Raw genomic sequence first — 23183 nt, 5'->3', positions numbered from 1 at the left:
GCTCATGTCCCGTGTATGAAACATCGCACAAAATGATGGGGTATGGGCTCACTAAACCGGGGCGTTTCCCATTCACACCGGCCCATTTTTTGAGGGCACCTGTTAAAAAATTTACATCCCTTAAGAGGGGTCCCCATTTCCAGGTCTTGAATCATGGGGGTTAGTCTTTTCTTTTGTCCCGGAATCGGTATTGAATCCAGCAAGCCTCTTGTATAGGGATGCAAAGGATTCATAAATAGGCTGTTCACCTTTCCTTTTTCAATGATTTCACCCTGGAGCATGATGGCCACGGAATGACAAAATTGGGCAACGATGCCAAGATCATGGGTGATAAATAAAATGGCGGCACCTGTTTTTTCATGAAATTCATATAACAATTGTAAGATTTGAGCCTGAATGGTTACATCCAGCGCCGTGGTCGGCTCATCGGCAATGAGCAGTTCAGGATTTTTCGCCAGGGCCATGGCAATCATCACCCGTTGACACATTCCCCCGCTGAGTTGATGGGGATATTGTCTGGCCGTCCATTCAGGGGATGGGATTTCCACCATTTTTAAGATCTCAATACTTTTTGCCAGGGCCTGCTTTTTGGCCATTTTTTTCTGAACCATGAAAACTTCGGCGATTTGATATCCCACGGTGAAAACCGGATTCAATGAATCCATGGGGTCTTGAAAAATCATTGCCATTTCCCGGGATCTTAAATTCCCCTCCTGACCGCTGTTTTTCCCAAGCAGATCGTTCCCGTTCAGAAAAATGTTACCACTGATCATGGTCTTGCTTGAACCCTTTAACAACCCCAAAATCGACCTGGCGGTTACGCTTTTCCCTGATCCTGACTCACCCACAAGTCCCAGAATTTCTCCTTTTTCCACAGCCAGGGAAAGCTGATGAATCGCTTTAATTTTCTGACCATTATGGTTGAATGACACCGTCAGATTTTTTAATTCCAATAATTTTTCCATGGAGTTCCTTTATGTCAAATCTCACTTTGGCTGTCATGGGTATCCCTTAACACATCGCCCAGGATGGTCCACCCCAGGACAAAACTTAAGATGGCAATGGAAGGATAAAGATAGGTATAATAATAATGAAAGGGATGCCCCGGAATTCCGGAAATCCAGCTGCGAGAAAAATTTAACATCTGTCCCCAGTCTGCAAATCCAGGTTCTGAACCAACCCCCACAAAGCTTAATGAAGCGGCCACCAATACCATTCTTCCGATATTGATGGACATCAGGATCATGACAGGATAGATGGAATTAGGAACAATATGAATGAAAAAAATCCGCATGGAAGATGCCCCCATGCTCTTTGCCGCGAGGATGAACTCCTGCTCTTTCACCTTCAACACCTCGCCTCTCATCATTCGGGCATACTTGTGCCACCCAAAAAGGATCAACGCAAAAATGATCTTATCCAGCCCTTTCCCCAGGACCGTGGTCATGACAATGACGGCTATCAAAAAGGGAATGCTCATGAAAAGATCCACAATCCGCATGGTGACCTCGTCCAGAATCCCCCCATAAAACCCCGAGAGGCCGCCAATCAAGGTTCCCATTATTGATGTGGACAAAACCGTTGTAAGTCCGATGATGAGTGCGGTTCTGCTTCCCCAGACAATGCCATAATAGATATCATAACCGCCGGATGTGGCTCCCCAGGGCCAGAGCTTGCCAGGAGAAAGGGGAAGGGAAGAAAAACCATGACGCAGCATCATATAGGGATTGTTAAGATCCTGTGGTGGCGCAAGAACCGGTGCAAGAAGGGCAACGCCGATCCAGAAGAAGACAATCACTAGCCCCAACACCCCAAGGGGTTGTTTTATCAGCCTTCCCAAATTTTTTTTCACGCCACCCTCATTTGAGGATTAAACACCCCATACAGCAGGTCCACTGAAAGATTGCTGATGATGATCATGAGACTGATCACAAGGCTTGCTGCAATAATTGCCGGAAAATCCAAGCCCTTTGCCGCAGTAACGATAAAGGTTCCCATTCCCGGAAAATTAAAAATGGTTTCAACGATCACCGATCCCCCAAGCAGGGAGGGGATTTGCATGCCCATGAACGTAATGGAGGGCAACATGGCATTCCTTCGCACATGCCGGTTGATAACCATTTTGTCGGACAATCCCTTCATCCGGGCGGTATCCACATATCCTTTGGATAAATTTTCCAGTATGGAGGAGCGCATCAAACGAACCATGGCGGCAAGTCCGCCCATGGAATAGGCAATGGACGGCAGGAAAATGTGTTTAAGGGCATCCCAAAAAACATCAAGTCTATTGTTTAGCAAGGAATCGACCAGGTGCAGTCCTGTATAGGCCACAAACCCCTGGGAGTACACCACATCTGTTGCGAACAAACTTAATCTGCCCGGGGGAAACAGGTCATAGCTTACGTAAAAGAGAATCAACAGGAAAAGGGAAATGACAAATTCAGGAATGGAGACACCAATGGTCGTGATGCCCCGGATCAGATGATCAAAAAATCGATTCTGGTGTTTTGCCGCCAGGGTTCCTAAGGAAATCCCGCCAAAAAAAACAATCATCTGGCCCAACAGAAGCAACTCCACGGTGGCGGGGATACGCGTGGACAGCGCCTTGGAAATCGGCATCCTGGCAGAATTTGACCACCCCAGCTCCCCCCTTAAAATTCCGGTCATCCAGTTGGCGTATTGAACATAAAACGGTTTATCCAAACCATATCTTGCGATCAAATCCTCCATGGAGATATTTTGCAGGGCATCGGGACTGCTCACAAAAACCGCCACCCTTTCCGATGGACTTAAAAAAAGAACCAGGGAAAAGATGACCATGGACAGGATAAGCAGAACCAACGGGATGGAAAGGATCCGTTTTAAAACATATTTCTTGATGGTAATCCCCCAGTTTCACCAATCCACATCGCCACATCGTTTTGGCTTTCGCTTGCAGCCCCGCCAAAACGATGAACGATCATGGCCGCTTATTCCTTATAAATTTGATAATAATCAACAAGAAAGGGAAAGGGTTTGATGGAATAGCCTTGAATCCAGTCTCTCATGGCCACCTGACCGATCACCTGATAATGAAAGATGGAAAGGGCATCTTCATAGGAAAGCCGTTGCAGTTCATGGGACAGGGCCGTAAGTGTTTCCTTGTCAAAGGTGTGGGCCAATTGTTCGATCAGGGGATCATATTTTTTCTTTGCCAGATCTGAATACCCTTCTGCATTGGCATAATAATCTGCCGAATGCATATGATAGGACAAGGAACCATAGGGATGGCGATATTGGGGCAAAATGCCAAATATGGAAATCGGCATGATTTTGTCATTGATTGCGCCCACATAGGCGGCCCAGGGCAATGAGGTCAGTTCCAATTGAAATTTCGGGTTGATCTTTTTTAAATTGGCCTGAAGAATTTCAAGGGCACGTTGGCGGTGGGTGGAACCCGCTGAAAAGGGGACGACAAGCTTAAAGCCTTGTTCCCATACCTTCCCGCCAAATGCTTTCTTAAGGTGGTCGGCAGCCTTTTCCAGATCAAACGTATATTGCGGATTGTCCGGATTTGCCGTGGGATATCCGATGAGCACGGGGCCATAGGGTTTTTGCCCGCCACCAAGCAGAACATCCTTGATAAAGGTTTCATAATCAAAGGCGTAGCAGAACCCTTTTCGCACATCAATATCACTGAAAAAGTCCAGAGGTGTTCCCTTGTCTCCAAGGATTTTATCTCCCAGATACTTGTCCCCGTGCATATTAAAATTAAAATTCATCTTTATGAGTTGGGAAGAGGGGATATCCTTTACCACTTTAATCCCTTCATATCCTTCCACCTGCGGTAACTCCGATAAATTCAGACAGACAAAATCAACGTCTCCCCTCTGCAGCTGCTGAATGGCAACAAGGTCATCGGAAACAATTTGCCTGATCACACGATGAATCTTTGCAGGCCCCTGCCAATACCCATCAAATCGTTGAAGGGTCAGCCGCTCTCCCTGTTGCCAGGCTTCAACCTTAAAGGGGCCGGTCCCCATCATTTTGTCGTGCAGGGTATTTTTTTCGTCGGTAATGGAAATAAAATCCTTAACCGTTTCTGCCGTTCCGGGCCAGGCACCCTGGGCCATACACCATTTTTTATTTAAAATTCCATAGCAGCTTCCGTTATCGGCAATGATATCTAAGAACGGAGAAAAGGGCGCATTCAGTATGAAACTCACCTCCTGGCCATTAACAACAATGGCTGAGTCCAGAATTTTATACGCTTCCGCCAGGCCTGATGTGTCGATCAAATGTTTGAATGATCCTTCTCCGGTCAATGCCTGGCACAGGTTGGACAATGATCCGACAACAATTCCCCTTGTGAAGGTATACTTCACATCTTCTGGTATGAGTACCTCTCCGTTATGAAATTTTACGCCTTCTCTTATGGGAAATTTTATGGTCGTTTTTCCGTCCTTGCCAATTGAAATCAATTGATTCTCAATGGTTGGAACTTTTGTTGACAAAGAGGGCTCTATCTCATTTCCAGAACGATTGGAGAGTAAAGAATCATAAACATTGTAGGCAATGCAGGTGGTGGCCGTGCTGGACATGAAATGCAGATCCAGGGTCTCTATGCTGTTGCGCGTGGCTTCTATAAAGGTGTCCGGGTTTTTTATCTTTTGGGCCGCCGCTATTTTTGTTGTTTGTTCCTGGTTTGAACTTTCTTTTTCTTGATTCCCCTGGCAACCCGCGAAAAAGGCAATCAGCGCCGCCATGAGCAAAAAAAGACCAAAATATTTCAATTTTCTATTTTTCATATCCATATCCATTTTATAGGGGTTAACCAAACTAAAATTTAATTGTTCCTTGTATATATGATTCCCTTCTGTGTTGTCTAATTTGAATTGCCGATGGGATTGGGCTTAAGGCATAGGTATTTTCAATACTTATCTTTTTTCCTTTAAACTCTTCGGGTTTTAATTTATTATTTCCATTTTAATTCATGCTATTTGAGGGGATGATTTTGAAACTCACTGTTTTAGTAGATAATAATGTAATGATTGGAAATAATTTATCGGGTGAACCCGGGCTTTCTTTTTTTATTGAAACCAAAGGGGAGGCTATTTTATTTGATTCAGGCCTTACCCAAATTTTTTTACAAAATGCCTGGGAACTGAACCTGCCTTTGGATAAGCTTGACCATATTGTGATTTCCCATGGCCATGACGATCATATAGGCGGACTCTTTCATTTAATCAATTTTTACAAAAGCCATCCACCGAAAAAAAAGCCTCGTTTGACCCTTCATCCTTCGGCATTGGACATAAAATACTATCAGGATCAGATTGTGGGAAATATAATTTCCGAACAGGTTCTTGATCATTATTTTATCGTTAATAAAACAAGTCGGCCTTTCTGGATCACGGAGGATTTGGTTTTTTTAGGTGAGATAGAACGCAGGCTTTCCTTTGAAAATTTTATCCCAAAAGGGACATTTTATAATGGATCAACCCTTGAGCCGGATCATTTAATCGACGATTCTGCCATGGCCTATAAAACCGATGACGGCTTGGTCATCATTACCGGCTGTTCCCATTCCGGAATTTGTAATATTATTAATACGGCCATCTCTGTCTGTGGTCAAAATAAAATTTGCGATGTGGTGGGAGGCCTTCACCTGCTGGACCCTTCAAAGGAAAAAATTGACGGGACATTAAAATTTTTATCTGATCTTACCCCGGATGTTTTACATCCTTGCCATTGTACAAAGGCAAAATACAAATATATGCTGTCCCGGCAGTGTCGGGTTGAAGAAATTGGTTGCGGCTCTGTTCTGGAATATTGATTTCCCCTGGCAATTCAGGTTATACAATCTCGTCAAAATATTGAAGGATAAAGGATAGGAAATTCCGCTAAGCAACAAAAGAATTAATTCCAATAGCCAAGTACCGGGATTTGGGAATCTGAATAATCGTATACCAGTTCAGAAATGGTATCAGAAGAAACGGCGTTGGGATGTGTATAAAAATGCAGAGAGAAATACCTGGACCGGCGCCTTGAAAAAACGCGGTGAGCTGGATGCCCTGCCGCAACTTTGTGCGTTTTCAGAGAAACTGAAAAAAACCGGGCACCGGCAGGTCCAATTCCCCGCCTGCAGCCGGGCCGAATGGCGTCCCGGATTTAAAAAAGAGAGGTGTTTGAATCTTCCGGGGCGTTATCCCGGTTACCATCCGTATAGTCTCTGACCACTTCTGCCACGCGGATCCGGTAAGATTCGAACAGGGAATCCTTTCCGCTTTTCTGGGCTGTGCGGTGTTCCATCAGGTTGCGCCAGGTTTCGATGGATCCTTCATCTTCCCAGAAAGAAAGGCTCAGGACCTTGCCCTCTTCGATCAGGCTTTGAAAACGTTCAATGGAGATCAATCCCGGGCTGTCTTCCAGGAACTGACGCAATTGTGCGGCAAATTCCAGATATTTTTCTTTACCTGCTTCGGTAGGTTTTACCTCAAATATAACTGCGAACATGGTTCTCCTCACTGGATTAATTGTTTTTTGGGTTGCCCGATACCTGCCAGGCAGTAGTAATGGAAGGCCTCCAGGGCGATGAGCTTTTCCTTGATGTTCAGGCCGTGGGCCAACCCTTTTTCATCCCCGACCAGGATAATTTCACAGAGCCGGGTATTAAAATTTGTATAATACAGAAGGCTTCCTTGTTTACTGGTTCCAAAGGCAAAGAGCGGCATAGGCCCTGTAAGGCCGCCACTTTTCCGCCTGTTTTAATATCTCTTTTTTCCCGGGCCGTTTGCCATTTTTTTCCAGGGCCTTGATGATCCCAAGGTCTGTGGCCGGAAAACTGTCCACCATACCCAATCCCCTCATGGCCACGTAGTTCACCGTCCAGTCCCCTATCCCCCGGATGGCGGAAAATTCCTTTTGAAAATCCTCAAAGGGTTGGTTGGGATTCAGGGAGAATGCCTTGGCCATCAACCCCTGGGCAATATTAACGATGGTGGCCTGCCTGGCACTGGTAATGCCGATCTCCTCCAGGCTGTTTTCTACCACTTCCCCAGGTTCGGGGAAAAAATAATCCAATCCCGGGGGAAAGTCCTTTTCTGTCCGAATTCCTGTTTTTTCCGTAATGCGCGAGGCCAGGGTGGAGGCGGCCTGTACTGAAATCTGCTGGCCCAAAACAGCCCTGACACAAAATTCAAATGAATTAAACGCAATGGGCAGACGGGGAACATGGCCCTCCATCATCCCCTTGGAAAGATGCTTGTCCCCTTTAAATTTTTCATTGATGGCGGAAAAATCAGTATTCAGGTCGAACATCCGGCGGACCCGGTTATAAATTTCCATATAACAATTGATATCATCACAGAGGATGCTCAATTCCAGAGCAGATTTTCCGGGGTTATCCCTGACAGTGAAGTATCCTCTGGACCGTTCTGTCCTGAAAGTTCTGGAATAGCTCTGACCATCAATGACTTCCACCCCTTTCATGGCTCTGATTTTCATGAATTCAATCATCTGTAAAAAATGTAACGGCCTGGTATAGGGCAGTAACAGGGTCGTGTTTGTGTCGTTGGCGCTGCATACTTCTTTTTTTACCGCTGACGGCACTAGGCTGAAAACTTCCTTGAAATAAACCACATTCTCCTCTTTGGCCATGGGAGCGGGACAAGAAGGACGGCAGAAAATTCCCGTGCTTTTCTGAAATTCCGACAATTTTATACGGAATAAGCCCTCCTTAAAAATTTATTCGGTAGGTTTTCCCTGATTTTATTCTTTTGCCTGTCACAATATGTCTAATTCAGTCACACGCATTGCCATATGCATAAAAAAGGGGCCTTTATTTATCATTTCAATTACTGATTTAAGGGGATTGAATAATTTGTTTTCAGTCATGGAAAATCGTTTCCTTTCTCATGCAGGGAGGCCTGTTCAATATCAACAATTTTGTTTTTCAAGTATGGTTTAGACTGATACCGGACAATTCCCTGAATCTTGTGCATCAGTAGAGCCATTCGTTTGACGTTGGCCTGGATATTTTTTATCTCTTTACACTTGGAGTCGCTGCTTTCAATGTCCATCAAGAGTATTTCAGAAGAACCGGATATTACCTGTAAAGGCTGGTTCAGTTCGTGACAGATAGCGCCGGCCATTTCTAATACACCCTGGAGCTTTTCTCGTTCCAGCAGCATCCCTTCTTGTTCTTTTTGTCGTGTACTATCCTGGATCAAGCCTGTAACCTTGCATGGCTTGCCTGAATCATCTTTTTGAAGTTCTGCTATTGATCTGATAAATTTTTGTTTTGGCCCGCTAACCGGATCGATTTCAAATTCAAGGTCATATGGTGTGTTGTTTTCTATCAGATCAATCAGTGCCTGATGAACCCTTTCTCGATCCGGGATACAATTCTCGACCTCCGCTGTTGTAAAATTTTTACTTTCAGGATTAAATCCATAAATGCGTTTTGTTTCATCTGAGGCCCAAAAACTTCCTGTTACAAGATCATATTCCCAGTTCCCTACTTGACCCATTCGTTGAGCGCTCTTGTATCGTTGCTCACTTTTATGCAACGCCATTTCAGTCTGCTCACGTTCCATGATTTCTTGTCTTAATTCGATATTCGCCTTTTTCAGGCTCACTGTCGTATTTGCCAGATTGATTGCTTGGCTGTACGACTTGGCTAAAGACAATAACATGCCAAATAACAGCAGACTGATGGTGATGCCGAGCCATAAAATGAAGTTTGAATTGCCGGTCGAGATGTTTTTTTCGAAATGTTTTGAGGAAACGAAAGATAGCAACCAACGATGGCTGGCATATTCCAAGACAACTTGGTCAGTTGCAAAATGGCAATCTTCAGCGTAGTTGAAAGGTTCTTTTGCGCTATCGCTTTGATATAGAAGGGTTTCTTTTAGCGGCTTATCTCCATCAAAAATCTGAAGTTCAATGTAGCCCTTTTTTTCGGCCAGAATACCCTTTATGAACTCATTCATACGAAAAGGGCTGTAAACATATCCCATTAACGCCTTGCGTTTCTGCTCTGTTGTATCGTGCGGTTCTCCTTTGCGGTAAATCGCCTGGTAAATAAGAAAGCCCGCCTGTTTGTCCTTATCCGTTTCCTGGACCAAAGTGACCTTTTCGCTTAAGGCTGCATTTCCAGTGTCACGGGCTCTGATCATGGCTTCTTTACGGATAGGTTCAGAGAACATGTCATAGCCAAAAGCCCGTTGATTTCTCCAATCGAAGGGTTCCAGGAAGATGATTGAGGTGTATTCCGGCCGATCCCCTTCAGGGTTGATAGTGTATTTGGGGAAACCCTCACTGCGAATCTGGCGAATGTGAGCATCCTTATCAGAAGGAAGAATTCGTTTAGAAAAACCGACCCCTTGAATTCCCGGATAATATTGATTAATCTGCAACTTCGTTACATAGGTCCGCCAATCATCCCGAGTGACTTCATTGGTAGTCGAAAAAAGACCGCTCCCCCCTTGAAGCAGAAATTCATAGGCCTGGAGGCGCTCATAAATTTCTTTTTCTATTGTCTCGACCCGAAAATTGAAGCGTGTATGATCCCTTTTAATTGCTTCAGCTCTTGCGAAATACCAAGCGGTGAAAGTTAGTAGTAAGGCTGCAGACAGTACAATCCATGCACCCCGTATGCCCATAGGGGCGAGACAGTGGAAAATCGAAAATATGCCGGACATCCGAGTGGATGGTTGACCAGACAGTTCCGGTTTAATCTTATCTTGCATCATTTATAACCTCTGCCATCTTCAAGAATGCCCACTATATGGTTAAATTTATACATATCGCCCAATTTGACCATTTTTGCATAAAGTTTAGCTGTCATAGTATTCAGAGATTCAATTTGTAACTGGAAAAGATTCTAAAATGAACGTTACATTAAAAAGTTGAAAATTACAAAATTAATATATGATTTTAAGGACTTTCCTCCCGAGTATACAGTTGCGAACAGAACAGCTTTCGAATCATTGGGATCACTTTTTCAGGAGACAATGGGTTCGGGTCTGGATTTACGTTATTTGCGCCATACTTCAGGTTGCAACCACGTATCATTATTTAAAAAAAACTATCCATGCGTCAGCGCCAGTTTTTCAAACATGGTGGCCAGTCCGGTCGTCAGGGTATAAATGTTTTCAATTGGCAGATTTTTATCTGCCGTGGCGTCAAAGAAAAGATTCAGATCCGACGCCATCCCTTCTTCGGGATTATTGTAGCAAATCAGCAGCGGCAGAAGCGGCAGTGGTTTGATAATCAGGGAGATATCTGCATCATAATGATTTTCAACGGGTCTGCCATTGAAAAGCTCAATGATATTTTCGAAAAAAGACGGACTTGAGTCTGCGATCTTTTTAAAAAGATCAACGCATTGATGCTCAAAAAAACGGGCCCAATCCTTGGATGTTTTAAGTTCCCGGAACGGAACCCAGGTTCCAGTCAATGCAAGTCCCTTGCTTGACAGGATATAATTCATCACCGGCGGGACAAGCCAGTGATTGACATGAAGATCGGTAGAAATCTCACCATTGGTGTCAACGCTCAGATCTTTTCCCAGTATTTTCAAGGTCAGTCGGCCATTTGAGAACCTTTCACCAAGTATCCTGGCCCTGGATTCCAGGTCTGTCTGCTTAATTTTTTCTTTCAAATTGCGGATCGCTTTTTGATAATCGAGCTCAACCCCGGCTTTCACTTTATCATTTTTGTCTCCATGGGCCTTAATGGTTTCTTCATCAATAAACGGGCATTCACTTAAAGACGCCTGGCCTTGAAATACGGCTGCTGCAAATGCAAGACAGGTCGGTTTATTGCATTTGCGGCAATTGGTTTTTTCCAATAATTTAAATACTTCCATGACGTTTTTGAAATTTGACATATCAACTGCCTTCCTTTTTCCTATTTTAGTTCAACCGGTGAAATCTGCCTTAAAGATGCGGTTTATACCGCAAAACCCAGCGCAACCATCCTTAAAAGATGTCCCATTTTAAATAGTTTACAATTGAAATAATCATTATTAAACTCATTGGGCGTTACTTCAATTGACACCCATTTTACCACACTTAAACCATATCCTTCAAGACCCACCCGCTTTGTTGAATTGTTGGTCATCAACCGCATTGTCTTCAACCAAAATGGCTTGAAGGTCCATTGAGGGATCCTTCAGCACCAATTCTTCAAACTGGCCAGGGATAAAGCTGCAGGTCTGGGTATCCTCGAGGCAAACCGCAGTCACAGGGTACAGGCTTTTTTCCAAAAACATGTTCTCTCCTACAAAGTCTCCCCTTTTGTCATCTTCTTTCTCAATGTTTTTTTTGAAAGAGCTTCAACATCTTTTGGGCCAAGATTTTGAAATATCCAGAGGTTGCCGAGACATTGTGCCAAAATACCCTATCTTGCGTTCATCAAACTTTATTCTTATTTTTGTAACAATTGCTACAGAATATTTGGTTCCAGACACGTATGATTCAAAAAGATAAAAGTTAACCCGCATTGAACAGTAATAAAACCAATAAACAAAGGAAACTGCAGGTATGAGTTATTTTTTCCCGACAACAGACTCTGAAGCGGCAACAGGCCAGCTTCAGGAAACATACAATACACTGACAACAATGTTCCAGATGGTTCCCAAGGTTTTTGTGGCTCAGAGCATGAGGCCCGACCTTCTGGAACCCATTGTCAATTATGTTAACCGATTGATGGTAGAAGACCACGCTTTGCCAAGAAGTACCAAAGAGCTGATTGCAGCATATGTCTCAAAACTGAACGCCTGTGCTTACTGAGTGGATGCACACAGCGCCATGGTCATGGCGCAGGGATTTACTCAGGAACAGGTCCAATCCATCCTTGAAGACATAGACGGATCCTCTCTTATCGATGATAAAACAAAGAAACTGCTTGGTCTGGCAAAGACGACAACAGAAAATTCCCATAAAGTCCATGAAGGCACGATTCAGGAATTAAGAGATCAGGGATGTTCTGACCCGGAAATTTTCGAAGCAATAGCAGTTGTATCACTTTTCAGTTTTATGGATCGAATGGCTGACGCCTTGGGGGCTCCTGTTGAAGGCATGCAGGAAATGGTCAGTCAAATGCAAAACCAATAATCATACGAATTCAGAATTGACCGTAAAATTTACAAAGGGCAGGAGCCCCTCAGCGGATCTCCTGCCCTTTGTTTTAAATGTTTAGGATAAACTACCTATGCGATGTTTAAAGCAGGCAGGATAAGCCGTTTGCCTTCCAGGATAATTTTACCCGCCTCTTTAAGGGCTTTCATGGCCCGGGTAATTGAAACTCTGTGGGCACCCGTTAAAAAGCTTAAGTCCTCATGGGTTAAAGGAAACTGAATCACCACACCTTTAGGACTTTGGGCCCCGTGTTCCTTGGCAACGTTACTCAACACCCGATAGAGGCGGTCCTCAATGTTTGTTACCGCAAGATTTCCCACCCGGGTGGTAAGCCAGGAAATCCGCTCACTGAGAGTTTTGATAACCTGAAGTCCCACCGTGGGGTGCTTGAGCACCAGCTCTTCAAACTGGCTCCGGGTAAACCCGCAGGTTAGTGTATCCTCCAGACAGACAGCGCTGACAGGATATTCCCCTTCTTCAGAGAACATATTTTCCCCCACAAAGTCCCCGGATTTTCGCAGATCGAGCAGCAATTCGGTCCCATTTTCAAGAACCTTGGTGAGTTTAATGCGCCCCCCTTTGATGAGAAACACTTCATCGGCGGAATCGCCCTGCATGAATACCTTTTCCCCTTTTTTCAATTTTTTTCTCAAGGCCTTTTTGGCCAGGGCCTGAACATCTTCCGGAGCAAGCTTTTCGAATATCCAAAGGCTACCGATACAGGTGGGTGACAATTCAATGTCATCCCCTGCGATTTGTTGACATAAGCAACCCATATTATGTCCTCCATGCGGTACACGCATTATTCTAAATGTTTATTATATGAAAATCAGGTTTCCGTGTTTAACCTGGCAGATCCATAAGAATCCGGCAGCAAAATTATGGTAGCAATGATTACAAAAATACTTTTACCTTGTTGTTCAATCCATCCAATACCTGCTTGTAGGCATCAATTGACTGTGCCCCTTTTAGCACACCCGATTGGTTGAGAACCATTGTCGGCACGGATGTTACCCCCATGCCATGCCAGTAACTTTCCCGGGTGAAAATACGTTCCCGGATTTTTTCATCATTCAGGGTTACCAGCGCCTCTTCACCCTCCAGGCCGACTGCCTGTAACTCCCGGGCCAGAACCTGCCGGTCCGAGACATCTTTTCGTTCACTGAAAAAAGCTTCAAACAGACGGATTTTCAGTTCTGTCTGTTTACCAAACCCTTTGGCATAATCCAGCAAGATATGAACATCCCTGGTATTGACCATTTTCATCCCGTCAAAAAAATCGAATTTAAATCCGACTTCTGCCCCAACATCGCTCATATTCGAGAGGGTATGGATGCTCTCATCCCGGGTCATGCCGTATTTATCAGACATGTGACCGACGATCTCTTCACCTTGGGCCGGCATTTGGGGATTAAGTTCAAAGGGATGCCATTCAATGTCAACCCTCTCTTCTATCCCCAGTTCGAAAATTGCTTTTTCCAAGCGCCGGTACCCGATGATGCACCAGGGGCACACCACATCCGAAATAATGTCTATTTTTATTTTTTCTGTCATTACAAACCCTCATAATTTGGACTTAAATTTTTTCAATAATCATGGCAGTGGCCTCGCCACCGCCAATACAGATGGCTCCCATTCCAAACCTGGCATTTTTCTGCAAAAACGCCCATAGGAACATGGTGGTATAGATGTAAAAATGACTCGGATTGGAAAGCCTTTGGGAAAAAATATCAAAAAGCAATGGCTGACCAGGCAGGTTCAGCCATTGCAATCAGCCTTATCCGTTCAATGATTTTATAACGTCTATAATTTCTTCTGGTTCCGGCCGGAGCGTGTGATCGACGTTCACTTCGGCATGTCTGATAATGCCGCTGCTGTCCACAATATACCTTGCTGCCATAGGCAATACCCAGGAGTCGTTGCCGTTGAACCGTTCAAGATCAATGCCCAGAGTTTTATATATTTGCTTAAGTTTTTCAGGAAGGATAAAATCCAAGTTTAGTTGGGCAGCGTATTTGTTGTCCTGATCCGTCACTACTGGAAACGTTAGCCCGTTTTTTTTCACCACTTGTTTGGAGTATTTAGTTAACTGGGGACAAACAGAAACCAGAGAACCGCCGATTTCCTGAATCCGGTCATAGACCGCCTGCAAAGCTGCCAGCTCCACATTGCAGTAAGGTCACCATACACCCCTGTAAAAACTTATTGCCAGGGGACCTTTTTCAAGGAGCACCTTGGAGCTTACCATATTGCCCTGTACATCAGGCAGTATAAACTCAGGTAGCGCATCCCCTGCTTTGAGGGCTTTATCGGCAATGCCGGATTTTACCAGATTTTCGGTCTCCTGGAGCAGAGGGCCTATTAATTCTGGCGGTTTGGTCGCTATGGACTCCTGTTTCATTGCGCTGAGTTTTTCTTTTAACTTCATGCTGACCTCCACTGTTTGTTGGGATGAGAATTCTTTTTGCAACGGACGTTTCAACGTCTGCCTGATATTTATATGGTGATATTTATATCCCATACATAAAGACCATTTTTTCCGATGTAATCACATTGTCATTGGTCCACAGTATGGTAAGTTTGTTTTTTGTTTCCATGATCCTTCTTTTGTAATTATTTCTTATAAACAATCCTATTTTGAATGTACGTTCAAAATAAAGCACAAAAGCATTGCTGTCAACAACTTTTTGAACGATCGATCAAAATAATCTTGTAAATTATAATAATGATGTTAGAATATGTGTAATTTAAGAAATGGAAATAAGGAAAACCGAGGCTCCTATATGGCAAAAAACCTATTTGATAGAAATGATGTTATTGATAAATCCATCCAACTTTTTTGGAAAAACGGCTATAGCGCTTCTTCCATGCAGCAGGTCGTGAAAACCACCGGTCTGAAGCCGGGCTCCATTTACCACGCCTTTGGAAATAAAGAAGGCCTGTTCCGGGAAGCTTTGGAAAATTATGCCCAGAAAGGACTTGGGCAAATACGCAGAATACTGGATACGGCGCCAAGTGCAGGCCAAGGAATCTGCATGATTCTTGAAAAATATGTTCAAGAATCAACCCAGAAAGATTATTGCAGTTGTTTTTTGATTAAAACCCAGCTTGAACTGGCTGCCCAGGGGAACAAGCTTTATGAATTGGCTTCTGAAAAATTAGGGACCATTGAAGCCCTTTATGAAAGCTATCTTGAAAAAGAATTCGGCACCGAAGTAAGTAAGCCTCGTGCCACCAGCCTGATGCTGCATATTTTCGGGTTAAGAGTGTATGGCTATCAAAACGGTTCTGCCCTTCGCATGCAGGAAGGATTAAAGCAGGGCCTGCCCTGGCTGCCCTGGGATCAGGCCGAGTAAAGTGAAATTCTTACAATTTTTTCGGTCCCAAAAAGAAGACGCCCTGTTCAAAGGCCAGTGCGCAAATCAGTTCTCTGGGAATCAGGGCGTTTTTTTCATTAGTTCCCCTGTACACAAAAAGCCCCTTGTCTTTTTCTCATTTCAAACCGGGAAATGAATATGCCTGCAACAATCCCCACTGTGAGCATCATGTATGAGGTATGGTAAAATATTTGTTCTATACCATATTTTTTCATAACCATACCGTTGACCCATGTCCCCAGAGCACCGCCCAGAAAAAAATTAAAACTTACAACGGACATGGCAGTCCCGGTCATGCCGGGAAGCTTTTCCTGGGCCGTTGCAATCAGGGTGGACTGCAAAAGAACAAAGGAAAACCCAAACCCCAAAAGTCCCAGAGACAGGATCAATATATGGTGATGAGAAGACAGAGCAAAAAGTGAAACATATCCAAGGATTGCGGCTGAAACCAGAAACCCTTTCTTCATTTTCAGTCGAAGTTTTGGCGCCATCCGTCCGCCGAACACTGTACCCAGCCCGAACAAAGAGAGCATCAGCCCCACCAGAAGAACATTTAACCCTGTGGACTCCTGAATTAAAATCCCTGAATAGGTAAAGCAGCCGAAAACTGTAAATCCCATAAAAAAGATGAGTGTTGTCAGTCTCATAAACCTGTAATTGGTCAGTGCGGCCCCATAGGATGAAAAAAGATTCAGTTTATCGGTTACCGGTTTATCCCTTTTTAAGATCTTTAACATAACAATGGCCAGTATGAGCTCAACGATTCCATAAATGGCATATACAAACCGCCATGACGAAAGATATGCAATAGTCCCGCCGATGACCGTGGCGCTGGCAGCCCCGAGAAACATGAATCCCATTATTTTCCCGATGGCCCTCTGCCGGTTTTCATTGTCAAAGCTTTCCCCCATCAATGCCATGGTAACGGGAAAAATCCCGGCACCGAAAAGGCCGTTCATGGCCCTGAAAAAAATCAAAGAAGGCAGGTTAAAGGCAAAGGCCCCCAGAATACTGAATATTGCTGTCCCGACGGCGGCCATGTTAATGATTTTCACCTTGCCGAACCTGTCGGACAGAGGACCGAACAGCAAAGTAAAAGCCCCGAATGAGAGCATATAAGCGGTTACCGAGGATGCCGCAGCACTTACCGTGAGATTCAAATCCTTAGCCATACTGGTGATCAAAGATGCCGCAGCATAATTATCGCCATTGGCCAGAAAAGCCATTAATCCCAACACCAGCAGCATTCTTTCATTATTTGTACTTTTCAATGGTCCACTCCGATTAAAATCAGTGGATGTTGATTATTTCCTGGGCCAATTCTACTAAATCGGTTTTATTTATATCCGGTTGGAGGTAGAAAGGATTGAATATTTCCCTTTTACGTTCAATATAGGCTGTTTTAAATCCGGCTTTTTTTGCCCCGAACAAATCCCAGTCATGGGTGGCCACCATAACAACATCTTCTGGGGATATCTTTTCCATGCGGGCGGCATATAGATAGATTTCTTTAAAGGGTTTATATTTTTTAACGGCATCCACAGAGTAATATGAATGAAACAAATCAATGATGCCTGCATTGGTAAGCTGCTCTTTTATCATCTCCAATGAGGAATTTGATACGGCAATGGTTCTGATTTTGTTTTGATTCAAAAGGTCAAGTGCTTTGGGCACATCCCCATATGCGGGCAAATTTCTGAAAGAACCCAGGATTTCGGTTTTTATTTCCTTGGTCAACACTTTGCCGTTTTCATAAAAAAGATTTTCCAGTACAACGCCTGCAAGTTCCCCAAAGTTCCTGTATTCATTCATCACACCTGTTATTGTAGATGTGTGTAAGAGTTTGACAAACCAATATTTCAGTACGTAGTCGTCATCAAAATGTTTTTCAAAATTCTCTTTTAGTAAACTCAAATTCAACAATGTCTCGTTCATGTCAAAAAAAACAGCCTTTATCATAACTAATCCTCCTTTGGATTTGGTTTAAAACCCCCCAAGAAAATTCATCATTAAAACTCGATCCTTTTTCTGGCCTGAATACCGCCAGTAAAGGCATGTTTAACCAATGTCATTTCCGACCCTGTATCCGCATCTTCCTTTTTAAAGCATATTGTGCGTTGGGAATAATATGTACTATTGCAAAATTAAAAAGAAAATTCTGTAGCAACGGTTACAATAATAGAAAAAACCACATTTTTTTTTAAGGCAGCTTCCCATGTTTGCAACTGGTGCCGCAAACAGGCTTACCAGGCCTCACATTCCAGGCGTGAATACAGGAATGCCGTTTCTTTTTCAGACAGTCCACCCACATTATTGCCGACCCACTGCAGGTCTCCTGATCCAATGGCAGATCATATTCAAAGGACCCTTGACCGTACAAAGGGAAAGGTAGAAGGTAAGAACGCAGCCGCGGAAATGCTCGGGATCAACCCGGGGTCCCTGCGGGGGAGAATGAAAAAACTTAACATTTCCTAGGCCCGTAATTCACACAGAAAATATAAATCACAGTTACCCGAGAAAAGAATTTCACGGATATTTGTTAAGCTTATTTCAAATCTGCCAGCACTATCAAGCGCAATAGAACAACTGAAAATTTATTCATTTTCCCCTTTTTGACTGGTTCCGACTTCTACAACTTTTAATACAAGGGCGAGATCATTTCCATCCGGCATCACTAAATATGTCCGTTTGCAGTCAGGGCATTGAACATGGAGCCCTGAACCGCCATCCAATACCCCTGATTTGCCTAACAGCGGTTCCATACGTCCGCAAACGCATAACCATGCGGCATTGTTACCTGTTGCAATTCCCTTTGATATAGAACCATCTTTGAGTTTTACCTGGACAATTTTCTGTTTTTGGGGCATTTGATTTTTATCCTGTTACGGTTTAGTTCATATGTGAACGGAGGGTTATTCTTTAAATAATTAATGTGCATTCCAATTCCCGGTAGAATTTTTAATCCAGTTCCATGTTCAATCTGTCCAAGAATCAGAAATGGCTTTCTAATGAGCCTTTGTGATCGAAAATTAATTTGATTGAAGAGTACTCTGATTGCTGAATGAATTGCAACAGCATTTTGGGGAAATACAGATTCTTGGATACAAGGAATATCCATCGAAAAACGGCTAAAGAATCAGCTTACTATTATGCAAGGATTTTTGACTTTTGAAATTCGAAAAAAGCTCTATTTTTTGGTTTCGATAAGTTTAAATAAATATTTGACTAACAGGGATAGTCCGCAGGATCTTTTGAATCCTGGATACCCAGCTCTATAGCTAGTAATAGACCCTTTATAAAAAAATTATATTCTATATATTAAAAATTTTTTGAATAATTGTATACCACTAAGCTGCAGAGTTTGGAATTTCTTTGCACTGATCATTAAATAGTGCTACTGAATAATTAGTAATTTGATAGTTTTTGTTAAAAAACAGCAATTTAAATACCGAAAATAATTGATAATTGATTGATAATCAGATATTAACTTGCCAATTGAAATGGGAATAAAATGATAAAAATAATTAAATTAAATGATGATCTCGAAATAGAAGTTGAGGTTGACCAGAATCAAGCTCATGAAATTTCAAATAACAGTGTTGTAGATTCTTCAATTGATAAAATTCAACCACTTTTAACAAAAGTAATGCAACCCGTTGGTAGTACTTTCAAAGAATTGTATAAAAATATTAGTATAGAATCAGCAAAAGTTACTATAGGTATAAAAATTGGAGTTGAAGGAAATTTCATTTTAGCAAAAAGTACCGCTGGGGCAAATATTCAGGTAGAAATGACCTTGAGGCCAACTGATGCATAATTCTATCCTTCAAATTACGAATGAGAGTAAAACCTGCCTTGGTACTGGATTCGTTGTTGACAAAGATCATAAAGGTATATTTGTAGCTACTTGTGGGCATGTAGTGAATGACTGTGGAGAAACAATTTTAATTGAAGGTAAAAAGCCTTCAATACTAAAAAATAGTTATTCTGAGGGCTTGGATTTGGCTATTTTATATGTCGAAAATATAGATAAAGAACCCCTTCCAATTATAGATGACAAATCGGTTCAAACAGTTCAAGTGATAGGTTATTCTAAACTTTTGAACGATCCGAAAAGAGAATCAATTACTAATATTAAGATTAAAACTGGTATTGAGATAACAAAAAAATCAGATTTAAAAATAGATGCTATTAAATTATATCCAACTGAACCCATTTCCCGAGGGTATAGTGGTTCACCAGTTATATGTCAGACTTCAAATAAAGTGATAGGTGTTGTAAATATCGAAGTTGGTGATAATACGAATTATGCAATTAGTTCGAAGCATCTTCTTGAAATTCACAAATTTCCAGATATTACAACAGTTTCAACAGAAGCGATGAAAAAAGGACTTTTTACAAAAATTGATAAAGAAAGTTATATTTTTCTTGAAAAACAATTTGAGAAAAATATAGAAAAATCTTTAACATCATTTTCAACGCAACCTAAAATATGGGTAGAACCCAAGCTACATACTAAGAATGAAGATTCAATTCTTCATAATGGTAACGATACAAAAGTTAATATTTCAGATATTATAGACACACCCAAATCTTTTATAATTCAAGCCAGACCACAGTTTGGCTTGACTTGCCTGGCTCATTATTTCATTAAAGAAGCCTGGATTCATGAAACACCTTCTTTCTGGTTATATCTTGATTCAAACGAATTAAAACCACACAAAAATACGATTGAAAAGCTTGTTCAAAAAAAAATAAAATCTTATGGCCTCTCAATGGAAGATATTGAATGTGTCGTTTTGGATCAGTTTTCAGTTAATATTAATGAGGCTGAAAAAGTTCTTGATATAGTAAGTGACTTATATAAAGAATTGCCTATTATTTTGATGACGACATTTGTAGAAAATCCTCTTTTAAATGAGAAAATTGAATTTCCGAGAAATAGAAATTTTGATAAATTACATTTATGGGCATTGCCTAGACATGGTGTCAGAATAGTTGTTAATAAATATAATGATTCATGTTACATTGGAATTGAGAATACTGTTGTCGAAAAAGTAATCGCAGATTTAGAAGTCTTAAATATACCGAGAACACCGCTAAACTGTCTTACGATACTAAAAATATCTGAATTTGAATTTGATGATAGCCCTGTAAATAGAACGGAAATGATAAGGAGAGTTTTATTTCTTCTCTTTAATGTTGATCAAATTCCTAGATATAAGGCTCGACCAGACTTAAAAGATACAGAATACATTCTCGGCTATTTTTGTGAAAAAATGCTTAGGGAAAATAATTATTCTTTTACAAGGGAAGGATTCTTAAAAAGATTAAAAGCGTTTTGTGTGGATTGTGAAATAGATTTAGATGTTGATGTCATTTTTGATGTTTTATACGCAAACAATATTATTACTATGAGAGGTCAATTTTTTTGTTTTAAGTTTAATTATTGGATTTTGTATTTTGCTGCTCACCGTATGCATCATAATTCAGATTTTGCGAATTTTATTTTTGAAGATATGCATTATATTTCTTATCCAGAATTAATCGAATTTTATACTGGGATTGATCGTCGACGAGATGATGCATTAAAAATACTTATAAATGATATAAGTGATACTTGCAATAAAGTACAAAAAAAATGTGGATTACCGTCTGAATTTGATATCTATGAACTAGCGCAGTGGAATCCATCAAAGGATACCATAGAGCAAATGCATAGTGAAGTTGCTGATGGCGTTTTGAACTCAAAGCTACCAGATACAATAAAAGATCAATATGCTGATAGTTCCTATAATAGAGCTCGTCCATTGACACAGAGTATCCACACAATACTTGAAGAATATTCTTTATTACGTCTACTGAAAAGTGTTCAAGCTGGAGCAAAAGCACTTAGAAATAGCGATTATTCAGCCCCAATAATTCGGCATGAATTGTTAGAAGCAATTTTACGTAGCTGGGAGCAAATTACTAAAGTGCTAATAGTTATGGCACCTATTTTAGCAGAAAAAGGACATGCAACGGTAGACGGTGCTTCATTTACTTTAAATGCTGATGATTTTGAAGGATCAACAGAAAATAAATTTAATAGTATTATTCAAGTTCTACCAACTAATGTTGTAGGTTGGTATAAAGATGATTTGTTTTCAAAAAAAATGAAAACATTATTATACAAACATATAGATAATGAAAAAAACAAACTTAGAAGACATGAATTGAATTTATTAATAATCACTAAGCGGCCAATAGGATGGGATAAATATATTGAAAGTTATATTAAATATGAAAATAAAAATTCCTTTTACCTTTATGATATATATACGACTTTAATGGCAGAATATCAATTTAGTTTTGCAACGAGGGAATCATTAAGCCAACTAAAAAAACTTATTAAAATGACAGTTGCAAAACATGATTATGGTGTGAAAAAAATTAGCTTAAAAGCAATTAATAGAATTTCTGATGATATATTACCTGAGAGAGATGTTAAAATTTAATTATGAAATTATCTAAAAATATATTAGGGACGAATATACCTTTGTTTCTGTACGCAGAGAATTACTCTTTCACTATTAAATTAAAACTAGCGGATGCAAGATGTCTCTGAAATTTTTCCAAACTATCATTATTTAACATTCCAATAAAATATTTTTTGATTTAGATTCTTAACAATATTTATTTAGGCGAAAGGCTATCCACTGGAACTGCTGACTATGCTATGATTTTTCTCCCCAAATACTGAATCTAAAACCCCAGACTATTATTAATAGCCAACCCTTTTCAAAATTCAAAAAGGGGGGTAGACTTTCTACAAATGCTCTTTTCTTCTATAACTTTCAAACCACAATATATGGTATGCCAAATGTATTAATTCTGTAAGTACAATGATTCGGTTAATTGTCTTACCAATTGCCCCATCTGACAAAAGGGCCGTTCAAATATGCAAGATATGCCGGTTCCTACGGGGAGTTAATTCCCATGCTGCTGACCCTGAACTTAGGCAATTTTTATATGCACATGGCCGGGGAAAAAAATAATTATTCGTGACAATGTAGCAGATGCTACAGACGGATAAATGGAACTTTCATATATTGAGAATCGAAGTGGTGCAAAAAATCATTAATCAATTAAAAGGAGAATAGATCATGAAAGTATTGGTAACTTATTTCAGCCAGAGCGGCAACACAGAAAAAATAGCCAAAGCCATCTGCGAGGAAGCAGCAAAGGCCAGTGATGCCGACTTGAAAAAACTTGAAGAACTCACCCCGGATATGGTCGCCGAATACGATTGCATTTTCATGGGCTCACCCCTGCACTCAGGAAGCCTGGCAGCACCGGTAAAAGAATGTTTGGGTGTTCTCAAGGCAACTTCCGGTCAGCAGATGGCCGGGTTTATTACCCATATGGCCCCTGCCTACCCGGACCAGGATATGGACGCCTTTGCAGAACCCATGAAAGCTGCATGCAAAGAAAAAGGTATCGAATTCAAGGGGTGTTTTGACTGCCAGGGTTTTCTGGGTGAAGCCATGCACGCGCTGGTGCAAAAAAAATTGAATATGGATGATGATCAGTGGGCGGAAATGATCAAACAGATGACCGGCCGGCCGAACCAGGAAGATGTGGACAAGGCCAAAGCATTTGTTAAAGCGCTCTTTGCATAAAAAAAAACGCCGAAATTTCG

The 23183-nt window shown here is 41.5% G+C and carries 27 protein-coding genes; 8 read left to right on the top strand and 19 right to left on the bottom strand.

The features are described from left to right. Positions 1–2: 2 nt before the first annotated feature. The 4 genes from ACZ45G_RS01910 to ACZ45G_RS01895 form a co-directional block, all read right to left on the bottom strand. Positions 3–965 carry an ABC transporter ATP-binding protein gene (locus tag ACZ45G_RS01910; protein ID WP_464174940.1) on the bottom strand — a complete coding sequence of 321 codons (963 nt, stop codon included), beginning with the start codon at positions 963–965 and terminating at the stop codon, positions 3–5. A 14-nt stretch (positions 966–979) separates the two neighbouring features. Beyond that, positions 980–1852, bottom strand: coding sequence for an ABC transporter permease (locus tag ACZ45G_RS01905; RefSeq protein WP_464174939.1), 873 nt, complete (start codon positions 1850–1852; stop codon positions 980–982). Then, positions 1849–2841, bottom strand: a complete 993-nt coding sequence (locus ACZ45G_RS01900; RefSeq protein ID WP_464174937.1) for an ABC transporter permease — start codon at positions 2839–2841, stop codon at positions 1849–1851. The genes ACZ45G_RS01905 and ACZ45G_RS01900 overlap by 4 nt, the downstream gene beginning before the upstream one ends. Before the next feature lie 128 nt (positions 2842–2969). Continuing rightward, positions 2970–4787 carry an ABC transporter substrate-binding protein gene (locus ACZ45G_RS01895; protein ID WP_464174936.1) on the bottom strand — a complete coding sequence of 606 codons (1818 nt, stop codon included), beginning with the start codon at positions 4785–4787 and terminating at the stop codon, positions 2970–2972. A 206-nt stretch (positions 4788–4993) separates the two neighbouring features. On the opposite strand from ACZ45G_RS01895, the gene ACZ45G_RS01890 reads away from it, so the two are divergent. Next, the gene (locus tag ACZ45G_RS01890) at positions 4994–5815 is read left to right on the top strand and encodes an MBL fold metallo-hydrolase (RefSeq protein WP_464174934.1); all 822 of its coding nucleotides are present in this window, start codon (positions 4994–4996) and stop codon (positions 5813–5815) included. A 335-nt stretch (positions 5816–6150) separates the two neighbouring features. Here ACZ45G_RS01890 and ACZ45G_RS01885 read toward each other — a convergent pair whose 3' ends face one another. The 7 genes from ACZ45G_RS01885 to ACZ45G_RS01855 form a co-directional block, all read right to left on the bottom strand. Next, the gene (locus ACZ45G_RS01885) at positions 6151–6495 is read right to left on the bottom strand and encodes an antibiotic biosynthesis monooxygenase family protein (RefSeq protein WP_464174933.1); all 345 of its coding nucleotides are present in this window, start codon (positions 6493–6495) and stop codon (positions 6151–6153) included. A gap of 8 nt (positions 6496–6503) precedes the next feature. Then, positions 6504–6713: a hypothetical protein gene (locus ACZ45G_RS01880; RefSeq protein ID WP_464174932.1), complete on the bottom strand. Its 210-nt coding sequence runs from the start codon at positions 6711–6713 to the stop codon at positions 6504–6506. Continuing rightward, positions 6685–7695, bottom strand: coding sequence for a DNA-3-methyladenine glycosylase family protein (locus tag ACZ45G_RS01875; protein ID WP_464174930.1), 1011 nt, complete (start codon positions 7693–7695; stop codon positions 6685–6687). Before ACZ45G_RS01875 ends, ACZ45G_RS01880 begins: the two co-directional genes overlap by 29 nt. 176 nt (positions 7696–7871) lie before the next feature. After that, positions 7872–9734: a CHASE domain-containing protein gene (locus ACZ45G_RS01870; RefSeq protein WP_464174929.1), complete on the bottom strand. Its 1863-nt coding sequence runs from the start codon at positions 9732–9734 to the stop codon at positions 7872–7874. Positions 9735–10069: 335 nt separating this feature from the next. Beyond that, complete coding sequence (locus ACZ45G_RS01865; RefSeq protein ID WP_464174928.1) at positions 10070–10873, bottom strand: DUF3786 domain-containing protein; 804 nt, start codon at positions 10871–10873, stop codon at positions 10070–10072. Between the two features lie 62 nt (positions 10874–10935). Then, positions 10936–11106 (bottom strand): hypothetical protein, encoded by a 171-nt coding sequence (locus ACZ45G_RS01860; protein ID WP_464174927.1) that lies wholly within the window; start codon positions 11104–11106, stop codon positions 10936–10938. After that, positions 11072–11257, bottom strand: coding sequence for a hypothetical protein (locus ACZ45G_RS01855; protein ID WP_464174926.1), 186 nt, complete (start codon positions 11255–11257; stop codon positions 11072–11074). The genes ACZ45G_RS01860 and ACZ45G_RS01855 overlap by 35 nt, the downstream gene beginning before the upstream one ends. A 271-nt stretch (positions 11258–11528) precedes the next feature. On the opposite strand from ACZ45G_RS01855, the gene ACZ45G_RS01850 reads away from it, so the two are divergent. Beyond that, positions 11529–11777, top strand: a complete 249-nt coding sequence (locus tag ACZ45G_RS01850; RefSeq protein ID WP_464174925.1) for a hypothetical protein — start codon at positions 11529–11531, stop codon at positions 11775–11777. Then, a complete protein-coding gene (locus ACZ45G_RS01845) occupies positions 11778–12101 on the top strand; it encodes a carboxymuconolactone decarboxylase family protein (protein ID WP_464174923.1) in 324 nt (107 codons plus the stop codon). It begins immediately after the preceding gene. 95 nt (positions 12102–12196) lie between these two features. Here ACZ45G_RS01845 and ACZ45G_RS01840 read toward each other — a convergent pair whose 3' ends face one another. From ACZ45G_RS01840 to ACZ45G_RS01820, 5 genes are all read right to left on the bottom strand, one after another. After that, positions 12197–12901, bottom strand: a complete 705-nt coding sequence (locus ACZ45G_RS01840; protein WP_464174922.1) for a Crp/Fnr family transcriptional regulator — start codon at positions 12899–12901, stop codon at positions 12197–12199. A 118-nt stretch (positions 12902–13019) separates the two neighbouring features. Continuing rightward, the gene (locus ACZ45G_RS01835) at positions 13020–13679 is read right to left on the bottom strand and encodes a DsbA family oxidoreductase (protein ID WP_464174921.1); all 660 of its coding nucleotides are present in this window, start codon (positions 13677–13679) and stop codon (positions 13020–13022) included. Positions 13680–13701: 22 nt separating this feature from the next. Further along, a complete protein-coding gene (locus ACZ45G_RS01830; protein ID WP_464174920.1) occupies positions 13702–13896 on the bottom strand; it encodes a hypothetical protein in 195 nt (64 codons plus the stop codon). A gap of 6 nt (positions 13897–13902) precedes the next feature. Further along, entirely contained in the window at positions 13903–14292 is a 390-nt protein-coding gene (locus tag ACZ45G_RS01825; protein WP_464174919.1) for a redoxin domain-containing protein, read from the bottom strand. Between the two features lie 12 nt (positions 14293–14304). Continuing rightward, positions 14305–14553 (bottom strand): hypothetical protein, encoded by a 249-nt coding sequence (locus tag ACZ45G_RS01820; RefSeq protein ID WP_464174918.1) that lies wholly within the window; start codon positions 14551–14553, stop codon positions 14305–14307. A gap of 355 nt (positions 14554–14908) precedes the next feature. Between ACZ45G_RS01820 and ACZ45G_RS01815 the strand changes: the two genes are divergently transcribed. Further along, the gene (locus tag ACZ45G_RS01815) at positions 14909–15481 is read left to right on the top strand and encodes a TetR/AcrR family transcriptional regulator (RefSeq protein WP_464174917.1); all 573 of its coding nucleotides are present in this window, start codon (positions 14909–14911) and stop codon (positions 15479–15481) included. Between the two features lie 98 nt (positions 15482–15579). Here the strand turns inward: ACZ45G_RS01815 and ACZ45G_RS01810 are convergent, their stop codons facing one another. Both ACZ45G_RS01810 and ACZ45G_RS01805 read right to left on the bottom strand, forming a co-directional pair. Then, the gene (locus tag ACZ45G_RS01810) at positions 15580–16773 is read right to left on the bottom strand and encodes an MFS transporter (protein WP_464174916.1); all 1194 of its coding nucleotides are present in this window, start codon (positions 16771–16773) and stop codon (positions 15580–15582) included. A gap of 19 nt (positions 16774–16792) precedes the next feature. Continuing rightward, positions 16793–17461, bottom strand: a complete 669-nt coding sequence (locus ACZ45G_RS01805; RefSeq protein WP_464174914.1) for a haloacid dehalogenase type II — start codon at positions 17459–17461, stop codon at positions 16793–16795. Between the two features lie 384 nt (positions 17462–17845). On the opposite strand from ACZ45G_RS01805, the gene ACZ45G_RS01800 reads away from it, so the two are divergent. Beyond that, the gene (locus ACZ45G_RS01800; protein WP_464174912.1) at positions 17846–17977 is read left to right on the top strand and encodes a helix-turn-helix domain-containing protein; all 132 of its coding nucleotides are present in this window, start codon (positions 17846–17848) and stop codon (positions 17975–17977) included. 119 nt (positions 17978–18096) lie between these two features. Here ACZ45G_RS01800 and ACZ45G_RS01795 read toward each other — a convergent pair whose 3' ends face one another. Further along, a complete protein-coding gene (locus tag ACZ45G_RS01795; RefSeq protein ID WP_464174910.1) occupies positions 18097–18369 on the bottom strand; it encodes a hypothetical protein in 273 nt (90 codons plus the stop codon). A 644-nt stretch (positions 18370–19013) separates the two neighbouring features. On the opposite strand from ACZ45G_RS01795, the gene ACZ45G_RS01790 reads away from it, so the two are divergent. From ACZ45G_RS01790 to ACZ45G_RS01780, 3 genes are all read left to right on the top strand, one after another. Beyond that, positions 19014–19319: a CU044_2847 family protein gene (locus tag ACZ45G_RS01790; protein ID WP_464174909.1), complete on the top strand. Its 306-nt coding sequence runs from the start codon at positions 19014–19016 to the stop codon at positions 19317–19319. Beyond that, positions 19312–21999 carry a S1 family peptidase gene (locus ACZ45G_RS01785; protein ID WP_464174908.1) on the top strand — a complete coding sequence of 896 codons (2688 nt, stop codon included), beginning with the start codon at positions 19312–19314 and terminating at the stop codon, positions 21997–21999. The genes ACZ45G_RS01790 and ACZ45G_RS01785 overlap by 8 nt, the downstream gene beginning before the upstream one ends. 648 nt (positions 22000–22647) lie before the next feature. Next, a complete protein-coding gene (locus ACZ45G_RS01780) occupies positions 22648–23163 on the top strand; it encodes a flavodoxin family protein (RefSeq protein ID WP_464174907.1) in 516 nt (171 codons plus the stop codon). Positions 23164–23183 lie beyond the last annotated feature (20 nt).

Source organism: Desulfoconvexum algidum (genome assembly GCF_055382125.1).
The sequence above is the reverse complement of the archived record's forward strand: the minus strand, read 5'-3'. Positions and strand labels throughout refer to the sequence as shown.